The sequence below is a fragment of the Chloroflexota bacterium genome, assembly GCA_014360905.1.
Taxonomy (GTDB): domain Bacteria; phylum Chloroflexota; class Anaerolineae; order UBA2200; family UBA2200; genus JACIWX01.
This window is the reverse complement of sequence record JACIWW010000002.1, coordinates 71,347-82,886: the sequence shown is the minus strand read 5'-3', so window position 1 is coordinate 82,886 and position 11,540 is coordinate 71,347. Positions and strand designations below refer to the sequence as shown.

The following is an 11,540-nucleotide window of genomic DNA, read 5'->3' as shown; positions in this document are numbered from 1 at the left end:
AGGGAGGTTATCTAGGATGAGCAATGTAGTGATTGTGGTGGATATGCTACGCGGTTTTTTAGAGGAAGGGCATACGCTTTTTTGTGGCCCGGCTGCTCGCGAGATCATTCCTTGTGTGCGGCAATTGCTACAAAACGAAAAGGAGAAAGGGTCCCATATCATCTTCCTCGCTGATACCCACGATCCTGACGACAAAGAATTCGCCATGTTCCCACCCCACTGTGTGCGAGGTACTTCGGAATGCGAGATCATCCCTGAACTGGCCGACTTTCCTGGAGAAGTTATACCGAAGCGGCGTTACAGTGGATTCTACGATACGGTCTTAGAGGACAGGCTGAAGGAACTGCAACCTGATAAGATTATCGTCGTGGGAGTGTGCACGGACATTTGCGTAATGCATACGGTTGCGGATGCGCGCAACCGCGATTACGTGGTGGAGGTACCGCGCGATTGCGTGGCAAGTTTTGATCCCGAGGCTCATGCCTTCGCGCTGAAACATATGGAGAAAATACTCGGAGCTAAGATAGTCTAGCTCTGTCAAATTTGAATGGCAAGCTTGTGGTGACGATGTCTTCATAGCAACCGATTGGTAAGAACAAGGCGTCACTACATGCTTTTCCATTTTGTGCTGGTACCTAACTTGTGGTTAAGGAGCTATGAATACTATGGTGAACTCTAAGATCAATAAAAGCATCCTCTCTGGATATACTGCTGATATCTATTTCTCGCGCACCCAGGCTATCCTGCGTGCCGAGGGATTGGATCCAGTGGTTACTATGGAGATTTTCCCCAATAGAGAGGGCATTCTTTGTGGGATGAATGAAGTGCTTGAGTTACTGGCCCAGGTATTGCCAGAAGACGGTGAAGTGTGGGCATTGGCTGAAGGTGAGCCAATGGCGGCCAAGGAGGTAGTGCTGCGCATCACGGCATCCTACTCGCGATTCGGGCTGTACGAAACAGCAATATTGGGTATGTTAGCGCAAACCAGTGGCTGGGCTACTGCGGCGCGAGCGTGTGTAGAAGCAGCAGATGGCATTCCAGTGATCAGTTTTGGTGCGCGCCATGTCCACCCGAGCGTAGCGGGACGTCTGGAATATGCCGCGATTGTGGGTGGTTGCGCTGGCTGTGCTACGCCTGTAGGAGCGGACTTGGCTGGGTTGGAGGCTACTGGGACAATTCCACATGCAATGGTCCTGATCTTTGGCGATACCGTAAAGGCCACAGAGGCTTTCGACCGACATATGCCACCTCATATCCGCCGTATAGCACTAGTGGATACCTTCAAGGACGAATGCGAGGAGAGCTTGCGTGTAGCTGAGGCTTTGGGTTACAGGTTGTGGGGAGTAAGACTGGATACGCCGCCAGAGCGTGGCCGTGTGACCCCGGAATTGGTCAAAGAGTTGCGGGCACGCCTAGATCAGGCTGGATACACGTGGGTCAAGATCACGGTGAGCGGTGGAGTAGATGCAGAGCGCATTCGCTTGTTTCGCGAACAAAAAGCACCTGTAGACGTATTCGGCGTAGGCAGTGCTATTAGCAGTGCCCCGCCAATTGATTTCACGGGAGACCTCAAAGTGATCGCAGGTAAGCCTATCGCCAAACGAGGCCGAATTCCCGGTATTACGCCCAATCCACGCCTGCAACGTGTTAATTTAGCCAAGATCAAAGAGGCAACTCGCTAACTCTGCCGAGGCATACTTTACAAGTCAAGTTATACTTCGTTGCGATGCTCCAATATGATTGGAAGCGGATTTAGAATTCGCCGCTGTCTTCCTCGAGGTCAATTCCAGGTTCGATTTCCTCTTCCTCGATATACTCTTCAAATTCTTCGATTTCTTCCTCTTCTTCCTCAGCCAGTTCAATGGCAGGGGTAATCTCAAGCGGTATTGTGGGCTTGCGGTTAAGTTGAGCATATAGCCCTGCTAATCTTTTTCTGGCAATATTGTTCGAGGGTTGTCGCTGCAAAGTTGCCTCGTACGCTGCTATTGCCTCTTCGTAACGCCCCAATTCAAGGTATGCCCTACCTAGTCGATTACGAGCTTGGATATCGTCGGGAAACATTTCGAGCACGCGCAAATTGGCCTGGACTGCTTCATCCCAATGGCCCATGAGCGCTGATTGCACCGCTCGTGTCGTCCATTGTTTACGGAGTTCCTCCTTGATCTGGTATTTTGACACGTTCAAGTCCATGTTCATCTCCTACAACTGAATCTAAGTAGATTATAATTGTATCCACATCATCCATTTTGGCAAGAAGACACTGCACAGGGTGATGGAGAATTATGTGGCCAAGGAGTAGAGACAGCCGGTAGGGTAAAGCTTCGCGTCCACATCTCTCCTGAGACCCTGTTGCGGCCACGGGTGCAAACTAAGGAGGCATGGATTACGCTTGCTAGTGCTCCGACGCTGCAAGAGGCACTGACCATTGCTGCCGCGGATATGGTGGAGTTTATTTGTCGCACTTATCACGTGAACTTTGATGAGGCCTATCGGCTGCTCAGCATCGTTGGCAATGGCGGCATCAGTCAGGTTGTCAATCGGTTGGTTACTGCCAAAGTCACGCTACCCAAGAACTTGGACATCTCTTTTGACGCAGAGTAGCAAAAACGCCTTCTCAGATGAGAAAGCGTTTTTTGCTACTGAGAAACAAATATGGTAGCGACTAGTGCCCCGGTGCTTATGAGTCCCCTGCTCTGCCAACTGAGCTACGCCGCCATTATGCGAAAAAAGTAGCAGGGATAGGCTTACTGGTCATCCATTGGGAGCGGCAACCTCCAGCACCATACCAGTACGGGCTGGCACGGTGAGCCCGACGAGCCATCCATCCCACACAATTGCTGTACCCTCTCCCCATACATCACGCAACAATGCTCCGTCTGGGAGATAGCCATGTACGGGCACGCGCAGTTCCCAGGGGCTTTTGCCTGCGTTGAGCAGGCATAGCAAAGTCTCCTCAGATAACCCTTCATGTGCCAATCCCGCGAAGGAAATCCTACGCCCAAAGATGTACACCTGCTCTTGAGCCAACAAGGACTTGTATTCACCACGACGTAGCGCTATATGGGCTTTGCGCAGAGCGATGCAACGCTTAACATAGCCAAGCAGTTCCTTGTTCCACCGCTGCTCATCCCATGGGAAAGCACGTCGGCAGTCCGGGTCCTTGCCTCCTTCCATACCTATTTCATCACCATAGTAGATGCAGGGCGCTCCAGGATAACACATCATAAACAGCATGGCCAGGCGCAGGGCAGATTCATCACCACGTGCCAAGGTCAGAAATCGTGCGGTATCGTGGCTATCCAGGAGATTCAATTGCGCTTGAGTTACTTCTGGGGGATACAGCGAAAGCAAATGGTCAATCGCAGAGCCAAATTCCTCCGCTGATGTTGGTTGAACCGGATAATAACCCACTCCGGAGACCAACGCTGGGTTCAGGTCTCGCCCAACAAAGAAGGAAAGGCAAGCCTTGGTAAACAGATAATTCATCACAGCATCGAATTGGTCTCCTTGCAGCCAATGGCGGGCATCGTGCCAAATTTCGCCTACGATGTACGCATCAGGATTGACTTCTTTGACGCGTCGGCGAAATTCGCGCCAGAAATTATCATCGTTGATTTCCCCAGGGACATCGAGGCGCCAGCCATCAATGCCTTGTTCCACCCAGTACTGTGCTACGCCTAGCAAAAATTCGCGCACATCCGGCGAATCAGTGTTAAATTTAGGCAAAGCATGCAACCCCCACCAAGCAGCATAATTGGGCTTGTGCTGTGCGTCATAGGCATGTAACGGCCAGCCATTCACAATGAACCAGTCTAAATAAGGCGAAGATTCCCCATTTTCCAAAATGTGATTGAACTGGAAAAATCCCCGGCTGGCATGGTTAAAGACGCCGTCCAGAATGATGCGCAAACCACGCCGATGGGCTTCATCTAGCAAAGTGCGAAACGCGCTATCGCCGCCAAGCAGCGGATCAACATGGTAGTAGTCATACGTGTGATAGCGGTGATTGGCCGTAGATTGAAAGATGGGGGTCAGGTAAATGGCATTAACGCCCAGGTCCTGTAAATAATCCAGATGCTCTAGGATGCCCAACAAATCACCGCCTTTGAAACCATGTACAGTAGGAGGGCTATCCCACGGTTCCAGATTGTGCGGCTTAGGCACTGCCTTGCTGAAAGCAAAGCGATCGGGAAATATCTCGTAAAAAATGGCATCTTTAACCCACTCGGGAGTTGCAAACGGCATAGTCTGTGTTTTCTCCATTGGAACGCTGCCTCAACGAAGAGTCTTGAGCAACGACTATATTACAAAGGTCGCGGGATGCAGTCAAATGTTCAGAATATGAAATCTCTTTGACAAGCAGACACATTTGCGCTACAGTTGGGCCATGTATGCACCGTGCTACTTCGGACTTGTCCATTTCCCATGGGACAAGGAGTAAACATGGGACCCGATCGCTATACGACTGTACTGGTTGCGATTCTGAACAAACCACAGGACTTGATCATAGCTCGTGACCAACATTGGTACCGTATTCCAGTGAAGCACCTGCCTAAGCGTGGTCTGAATGCACCCATACTGGCCTTTTACCAGACCAAAGAGTTTGGCGATCAGAAATGGTCCATCAATTATTATGCTCATACCTCCGTTTGGGAGATCATGCCACGGATCCAACTCCTACCCGATGAGCCCGATCATCCTCATGCCAAAGAACTCTACTATAAGGTGCATCTTGGGGAATTGCGTCCTCTACCCCATCCAATTGCCAGCCATAAATGGCGGCGCATCACTTTCATCGTTACCCATTGGGGACGCCTGCAGGAAGCCCAGGAGATCAATCAACTCTTGCATGGTAGCATCTGGGAAGAGCGATTGTGGCGTGCATTGCGCAGGTTAGGTCGTTTGGCAGAAGAGGATGACTTTGGCGACTGGTAGTCCCTTGTCCCACAGCCTTGCCCGGCAGCTTCTCGATTGGTACCAAGAAAACCGCAGAGACTTGCCCTGGCGCAACACGCGCGATCCCTATGCCATTACAGTTGCCGAATTCATGCTCCATCAAACTAGGGTACAAACTGTGCTTCCCTACTACCAACGGTTTCTGAAGCTTTTCCCGACCTGGGGTTCGCTGGCTGAGGCAAGATTAGATGAAGTGCTCAAAGCATGGGAAGGGTTGGGGTACTATGCCCGAGCACGCAACCTCCATGCACTGGCCCAGCAAGTGTGTGTCCAGTACGATGGAGATCTCCCTAACTCGCTCGAAGCGCTCCTGGCATTGCCTGGCATTGGCCCTTACACTGCTGGCGCTATTTTGAGCATCTGTTTTGGCCAGGACCGCCCAGCTATAGATGGCAATGCCAAGCGCGTGCTCAGCCGCATGTTCGGGATTAAGACAGACCTAACCACCCCCAAGGGGGCAAAACGTATTCAGGAACTTGCCTCCACACTGCTTCCACCCGGGCAGGCTGGCACATTCAACCAAGCGCTGATGGATCTGGGAGCTACCATTTGCACCGCCAGCCACCCTGCTTGCAGCCAGTGCCCTTGGCATGAGGAATGTCAAGCATGGCGCTTGCACATCCAGGAAGAATTACCCGTGCGGCGACCGAAGAAAGCCACACCCCACTATGACATTGCGGCTGGAGTAATCTGGCGCGATGGCTTTATCCTCATTGCTCAACGCCCTCCTGGAGGCTTGCTCGGCGGTCTGTGGGAATTCCCAGGGGGCAAGCGGGAGCCAGGGGAAAGCTTGGAAGCATGTCTGATCAGGGAAGTACGGGAGGAGCTTGGTATCGAGATTCAAGTAGGAGAGCCTCTGGCTCAAGTACACCATGCGTACACACACTTCCGCATCACCCTATATGCTTACCACTGCCGGTACGTGAGCGGGGAGCCGCAGAATTTTGGCTGTGCTGCTTGGAAATGGATACAACCCCACGAACTGTGCGATTATGCTTTTCCTGCTGCGAACCGCACGATCATCCAAGCTCTGCAGGCTGGCCATCATCCATCACGAGACGCTCCGAGCCTCTAGGCTATCTTCCGAAATTGTTTTGACCTTGAGCCTTTTTCCCTTGTTAGACGCTGCGTCTGCTTTGAGGTAGCCTCTTTATGTCTTCGTTGCAGGCTCTGGATAAGGCTCGTCCCAGCAACATAGGAGTAGCTCAGCCCATAAATCACCAACCACAAAGCAAGAGGAAATCTTCCCTGACGCACAGCCAGCATTGCGATGGACAGAGAAAAGGCAGCAAGCCCTGTCTCATACCAGACCAGTGTGGTACAGTGCAGTGCATACATGCTATCGCGCCAATGCCCACGGTTATCATGGATATCGAATTTAGGTGTACGCTGAAATTCTTCCTGCTGCCCAAGCAACGCACGCACCATAGCCACTGTGTTGTTCAAGGACAATCCCATGCCCAGCGACAGCAAAAACGGCATAAACCGCAATTCTCGCCACCAGCCAGGGCCGCGCCTGCGCTGCGCCACTAGGTACAGCAGCGGCGGCCCTATGGAGGCAAAAAGGAAATAGGGCACAAAAGCGGCTACCCGGCTGCTGGTCAGCAACATGGGCAAGGTCAACAGCAACGTCACCAGCATCAAAGGATGCACCATATAGCCAGTTAAATGAAGCGCTGCTTCGACCTTGATGAACCAGGGATACGCAGCGCACCACAATGGCCATAAGAGTTTCCGCGCTACCTGGATACTGCCCTGGGCCCAACGCGCCTGCTGGCGGCGCAGAGCATCCATCTGAGGTGGTAATTCGGCAGGCACCTCGATATCAGGAACATAGGCAATGCGCCACCCTGCCAATTGGGCACGGTAGCTGAGATCCAGGTCCTCCGTCAGCGTATCAGTATGCCAACCTCCTACCCCTTCTATACACGCACGGCGCCATACGCCAGCAGAGCCATTGAAGTTGAGAAAGAAGTGTGCCTGACTACGTGCCCCTTGTTCGACAATGAAATGCCCGTCTATGCCCAGTGCCTGCGCTCGTGTTAGGACGGAATGAGTGCGATTCAAATGCCCCCAACGTGCCTGCACACAGCCGACATTGTCTGATGAGAAATAGGGCACAATACGGCGCAAGAAATCCTTCGGAGGGATGAAATCGGCATCAAAAATAGCCAATAACTCTCCTTTGGCATGGTGCAGTCCTTCGGCCAGAGCGCCAGCTTTGAACCCAATCCGCTGTGAACGATGCCGATACTGGATTGAAAGACTCATCTGAGCGTAGCGAGCAACAGCCTGCTGCGCTATCACCGTGGTTTCATCTGTGGAATCATCTAGAACCTGAATCTGTAACAAATCATGTGGGTAATCCAAGGCTGCCACGGCAGCAATCAGGCGTTCCACTACATGTCGTTCATTGTAAATGGGCAACTGTACAGTAACTGCTGGCCAGCTCTCCCATCGTGCTGTCAGTTGCGGCTGGCGCAAGCTCCCTAAGAGATAGATGACGGTCAGCATCAGGCTATTCAGACCGTACAAAGCAAGCCACGCTGCTAGGATTCCATACAACAGCTCCAAACAAACCATGCACAGCACTCTCCGTTTGGCATTGCCAAAGATGCGCTATTCTACTACCGTTGTTGCCTCGATGGCAAACGGGAACCTTGCGGAACTTTTCATGCACGCAGTCGGCTCGGAGCTACGCATAATCCACTCTTCATCTACTGCGCAACTCAGTCGTGGGCAACTTGTCTACTTTTCGGTTCGCAAGAGGCAACTTTCACCCTCAGACAAGCCGATATTTGACAAAAACCACAAATTCACTGAAGATTGGAAATGCTGAAGTATATGTGAGAAGATCCAATGGATAAGGGAAACCATGCTCTAATCTTGATCACCAACGATGACGGGATTGCCTCACCGGGATTGGTGGCAGCTGTTCGCAGTGTGCTTTCACTGGCAGAAGTTTGGGTAGTAGCTCCATCGGTACAGTGCTCGGGACTCAGCCGCAGTTTCATCGGGGGTCCAACCCATGTAGAAGAAAGCAACCTAGTTGTTGATGGTACGCGAGTGCGTGCCTTTGCTGTGGACAAACCGCCTGCCCAGGTAGTGCGCTATGGCTTGCTGTGTATCCTGCCCAGGATGCCTGATCTAGTCATTTCAGGCATTAATTACGGCGAAAATCTGGGTGCGGGCATTACAATTTCTGGAACGATTGGAGCAGCGCTAGAAGCAGCTGGCTTCGGTATCCCGACATTGGCTGCTTCACTGGAGACGGAGCGGAGATTTCATTTTAGCCAAAGTACCGAAGTGGACTTTAGCACAGCGGCGGTATTCGTGCACCGATTTGCCAAATGGCTGCTGACTCACGGCATGCCGAGGGGAATTGACATTCTGAAGCTCGATGTCCCTTGTACAGCCAGGCCCCATACTCCTTGGCGCTTCACCCGAGTTTCCCGACAACAGTACTGGGTTTCTCCATCGAGTATTGATATAGAAGGACAGAAGCACCTGTCTGGATATGTGCGTGAAATTGATTATGAAGCATTGGAACCTGATTCTGATATCCATGCCGTGGCTGTGGATCGAGTGATCTCCATTAGCCCTTTGACCATTGATCTTACCGCCAAGGTGGATTTGCAGCATCTACAGGCAACATTATCTATAGAGGACACAATCCCTTAACCCACCAAGAGAGCGATGCTTGTGGAAAAGCGTTTCCTCTGCTATAATGCTCATAGAGAAGGCATAGCTATGGACACTTGCTGATTGCAAGGGGGGAATCTTTGATCATTGTCCTTTCCGCCATCGTTGTACTGAGCCTACTAATGTTTGTCCATGAATTTGGCCACCTGGTTATGGCCAAACGGATTGGGTTACATGTAGAAGAGTTCGGACTGGGATATCCTCCGCGTCTGATTACCCTCGCTCGCATCGGCGAAACAATGTATACCCTGAATTTGATACCCTTTGGAGCATTTGTCCGCCTAGCAGAAGAGGGGGCACCAGGCACTTTGTTCACCGATAAAGAGGCACACGCGCGTGCTGCATTCTTGCTCGGTGGTCCTGCGCTGAATCTGATGCTGTCTGTTGTCCTCTTCAGCATTGGGTTTGTAACGGGCTGGCCTGTCGCACATGACCTGGCAGTAGGGGTACAGAAAGTATTGCCTGGTTCTGTGGCATATGCGATAGGCTTTGAGGACAACGATCTAATCCTAGCTGTGGATGATCACGAAGTCTCTACTGTGTTGGACCTTATCGTCTATGCCAGGTCGGTGAACGGTGACATCAGAAAGGTAACCATTCGCCGTCATGGACGCCGCTTGACCTTGTCTCTGCCACCTGGAGGGCCTTGGTTTGTGAAAATGGAATCACGCGGTGTGGCGGTGCGCAACGATGCCGGCTGGGTAGAGGTCGTCTCCTACCCATGGCCTGAAGCTATCCGCAGAGCAGTGATGGAAACACTGCTCTCTGTCTCGTCTCTATTCTTACTGCCCATAAAAATACTGCGCGGTCTAATTCCCGTGGACTTGGTGCGTCCGGTTGGCCCGGTTGGCATCGCTCAATTGACTGGGCAGGCTGCCCAGCAGATAGTAACTAGTGGATGGTGGTTCCCCTTGTTGCAACTCATCGCAACTCTCAGTGCAGCGCTCGCTGCAACAAATCTCTTACCCTTTCCTGGTCTCGATGGGAGTCGTTTGCTCTTTGTCACCCTCGAAGCCTTACGAGGCAAGCACATAGACCCCGCCAGAGAGAATCTGATCCATTTTGTAGGTATCATCCTGATGCTTGTGCTGGTTCTAATCGTGACCTATTATGACGTCACGGCTCCGTATCCCTTTGGCGGACGTTAATTGCCAAAACCCACAGAAGATGTAAGTGGCCAATAGATCGTTCCATCCTGCTTGTCGCAAGGCAGCAATAAGTCCGTGCTAATAGGGTCGAGCGAGAGCGGAGGCAACAAGGCAATGTGCTCATCGGCACGGCGCAGCCACTTGCGCACGACCTTGCCTAGAGGTATGCCAGCGGCGTGCTGTGGTGCTGATGCTGCCCATTTCCTGATGGGTTTGCACGAGATGGTGTCTTGCTTGAACGCGATTCATAGTGTATACTTCCCGGTAGGCCAGATCGGCCATAGGTGGTGCTCCTCCTGGTGAAGTTTTTGCCACAACTCTTTTACCACAGGAGCACCACCTTTTGTCAAGATCGCCTGCATCACCTGGTAACGATCTATTGGCCCAAGCGCACTTGAGCTCTTGACAAATGAACATCTTTGTGCTATATTAATTAGCAATCGTTTGCGCAACCGTTTGCTTAACCAAGATTTCGCTGTTGAGGGGCATAATTATTCAGAAAAAGCCCTGTGGACTTTCAGTACTCTGCTCAAAGGACTGGGCTATGGCGACGATGAAGGATGTGGCCCAAGCTGCTGGAGTTTCAGTCACAACTGTATCACACGTGATTAATGAAACGCGCCACGTAAGCGAAGAGCTACGCGAAAGAGTGTTGAAAGCGATGGAAGAATTGAATTACCATCCCAACAGCTTGGCCCGCAGTCTCAGACAAGGGATAAGCCATACGATTGGTCTGATCGTTCCTGATAACTCCAACCCCTTCTTTGCCGATGTAGCTAGGGTGATAGAGACACGTGGTTTTGAGGCTGGTTACAGCACTATCTTGTGCAACTCCGATGGCCAACTGGAGAAGGAGCTGGCCTATGTCAACGTGCTCCTGGCCAAACAGGTGGATGGCGTCATCTTCATTGCCGCTAGTAGCCAGAGCGAGCATATCACCCTGCTCACAGAAGAAAAGGTCCCCGTTGTGATTGCGGATCGGCAGATGCCCAATGCACAAGTGGACGTGGTCTTGGTAGACAACTACCATGGGGGCTACCTCGCCACGGAGTATCTGATCTCACTGGGCCATCACCGTATCGGGTGCATCACCGGACCTTCAGACACTACGCCCAGTGCCGATCGAGTGTGTGGTTACAAAGATGCGCTGACCGTCGCCGGTCTGCCAATCGACGAGGACCTGATTGTGAGGGGCGATTTCCGTTACGCGAGTGGCATTAGCGGAGCGCAAAAACTTCTTAGTCTGGAGAAACCCCCGACCGCCATTTTTGCCTGCAACGACGTTATGGCTATGGCGGCTATGGCCGCTATCCGTGAGAAGGCTCTCGCCATACCAGATGATATATCCGTTATTGGCTTTGATGACATCCCTCAGGCATCCTTTACATTCCCGCCTCTCACCACCATTGCGCAGCCTATCCAGGACATTGGTAGAATCGCCACCGACTTGCTCATCGAACGCATGTCTGCATCAGCTTCCTGCTCTAGTCGAAAGGTTATTCTTGATGTGAAATTGGTAGTTCGCGGCTCATGCGCACCGAGGAGGTATAGGGATGACTGATGTGGCTGTCATTAGGAAAGGAGGTAATGGAACGAAGCCCAATAGTGATGGATACAGATTGTTTGACAGATTGTGAGATTGCAAGTATTATCGGAACTTAAGTCTTGCAGCGAAATTGCACACGGTAGACTGTCTGCTGTGAGGCTCTACGGACAACGAAAGGTTGTCCAAGA

At 51.8% G+C, this 11,540-nt stretch carries 12 protein-coding genes; 8 read left to right on the top strand and 4 right to left on the bottom strand.

What is annotated here, in order from left to right; translation table 11 throughout:
• Positions 1 to 16 precede the first annotated feature (16 nt).
• Positions 17 to 532, top strand: a complete 516-nt coding sequence (locus H5T67_01365) for a cysteine hydrolase (GenBank protein ID MBC7243968.1) — start codon at positions 17 to 19, stop codon at positions 530 to 532.
• A gap of 124 nt (positions 533 to 656) precedes the next feature.
• A complete protein-coding gene (locus H5T67_01360) occupies positions 657 to 1,682 on the top strand; it encodes a nicotinate phosphoribosyltransferase (protein MBC7243967.1) in 1,026 nt (341 codons plus the stop codon).
• Positions 1,683 to 1,752: 70 nt separating this feature from the next.
• Here the strand turns inward: H5T67_01360 and H5T67_01355 are convergent, their stop codons facing one another.
• Complete coding sequence (locus H5T67_01355; protein ID MBC7243966.1) at positions 1,753 to 2,190, bottom strand: tetratricopeptide repeat protein; 438 nt, start codon at positions 2,188 to 2,190, stop codon at positions 1,753 to 1,755.
• A gap of 36 nt (positions 2,191 to 2,226) precedes the next feature.
• On the opposite strand from H5T67_01355, the gene H5T67_01350 reads away from it, so the two are divergent.
• Positions 2,227 to 2,601, top strand: coding sequence for a hypothetical protein (locus tag H5T67_01350; protein ID MBC7243965.1), 375 nt, complete (start codon positions 2,227 to 2,229; stop codon positions 2,599 to 2,601).
• A 150-nt stretch (positions 2,602 to 2,751) separates the two neighbouring features.
• Here the strand turns inward: H5T67_01350 and H5T67_01345 are convergent, their stop codons facing one another.
• On the bottom strand, positions 2,752 to 4,245 hold the full coding sequence (locus H5T67_01345; protein MBC7243964.1) for a glycoside hydrolase family 13 protein: 1,494 nt from the start codon (positions 4,243 to 4,245) through the stop codon (positions 2,752 to 2,754).
• 198 nt (positions 4,246 to 4,443) lie between these two features.
• Here H5T67_01345 and H5T67_01340 point away from each other — a divergent pair, with 198 nt between their 5' ends.
• Positions 4,444 to 4,935, top strand: a complete 492-nt coding sequence (locus tag H5T67_01340; GenBank protein MBC7243963.1) for a hypothetical protein — start codon at positions 4,444 to 4,446, stop codon at positions 4,933 to 4,935.
• A complete protein-coding gene (gene mutY, locus H5T67_01335; GenBank protein MBC7243962.1) occupies positions 4,916 to 6,031 on the top strand; it encodes an A/G-specific adenine glycosylase in 1,116 nt (371 codons plus the stop codon). The genes H5T67_01340 and mutY overlap by 20 nt, the downstream gene beginning before the upstream one ends.
• Here the strand turns inward: mutY and H5T67_01330 are convergent.
• Positions 6,028 to 7,539, bottom strand: a complete 1,512-nt coding sequence (locus H5T67_01330; GenBank protein ID MBC7243961.1) for a glycosyltransferase — start codon at positions 7,537 to 7,539, stop codon at positions 6,028 to 6,030. The two genes, mutY and H5T67_01330, sit on opposite strands and share 4 nt — an antisense overlap.
• 276 nt (positions 7,540 to 7,815) lie before the next feature.
• Between H5T67_01330 and surE the strand changes: the two genes are divergently transcribed.
• Entirely contained in the window at positions 7,816 to 8,637 is an 822-nt protein-coding gene (gene surE, locus H5T67_01325; protein ID MBC7243960.1) for a 5'/3'-nucleotidase SurE, read from the top strand.
• A gap of 101 nt (positions 8,638 to 8,738) precedes the next feature.
• A complete protein-coding gene (locus H5T67_01320; protein ID MBC7243959.1) occupies positions 8,739 to 9,806 on the top strand; it encodes a site-2 protease family protein in 1,068 nt (355 codons plus the stop codon).
• Between the two features lie 120 nt (positions 9,807 to 9,926).
• Here H5T67_01320 and H5T67_01315 read toward each other — a convergent pair whose 3' ends face one another.
• Positions 9,927 to 10,088 (bottom strand): hypothetical protein, encoded by a 162-nt coding sequence (locus tag H5T67_01315; protein MBC7243958.1) that lies wholly within the window; start codon positions 10,086 to 10,088, stop codon positions 9,927 to 9,929.
• A gap of 262 nt (positions 10,089 to 10,350) precedes the next feature.
• On the opposite strand from H5T67_01315, the gene H5T67_01310 reads away from it, so the two are divergent.
• Positions 10,351 to 11,367, top strand: a complete 1,017-nt coding sequence (locus tag H5T67_01310) for a LacI family DNA-binding transcriptional regulator (protein ID MBC7243957.1) — start codon at positions 10,351 to 10,353, stop codon at positions 11,365 to 11,367.
• Positions 11,368 to 11,540: the final 173 nt, after the last annotated feature.

Excerpts from the sequence above, each read along its gene's own strand:
- H5T67_01365 (MBC7243968.1), top strand. The coding sequence starts at position 17 with ATGAGCAATGTAGTGATTGTGGTGGATATGCTACGCGGTTTTTTAGAG.
- H5T67_01360 (MBC7243967.1), top strand. The coding sequence starts at position 657 with ATGAATACTATGGTGAACTCTAAGATCAATAAAAGCATCCTCTCTGGA.
- H5T67_01355 (MBC7243966.1), bottom strand. The coding sequence starts at position 2,190 with ATGGACTTGAACGTGTCAAAATACCAGATCAAGGAGGAACTCCGTAAA.
- H5T67_01345 (MBC7243964.1), bottom strand. The coding sequence starts at position 4,245 with ATGCCGTTTGCAACTCCCGAGTGGGTTAAAGATGCCATTTTTTACGAG.
- H5T67_01340 (MBC7243963.1), top strand. The coding sequence starts at position 4,444 with ATGGGACCCGATCGCTATACGACTGTACTGGTTGCGATTCTGAACAAA.
- mutY (MBC7243962.1), top strand. The coding sequence starts at position 4,916 with ATGACTTTGGCGACTGGTAGTCCCTTGTCCCACAGCCTTGCCCGGCAG.
- H5T67_01330 (MBC7243961.1), bottom strand. The coding sequence starts at position 7,539 with ATGGTTTGTTTGGAGCTGTTGTATGGAATCCTAGCAGCGTGGCTTGCT.
- surE (MBC7243960.1), top strand. The coding sequence starts at position 7,816 with ATGGATAAGGGAAACCATGCTCTAATCTTGATCACCAACGATGACGGG.
- H5T67_01315 (MBC7243958.1), bottom strand. The coding sequence starts at position 10,088 with ATGGCCGATCTGGCCTACCGGGAAGTATACACTATGAATCGCGTTCAA.
- H5T67_01310 (MBC7243957.1), top strand. The coding sequence starts at position 10,351 with ATGGCGACGATGAAGGATGTGGCCCAAGCTGCTGGAGTTTCAGTCACA.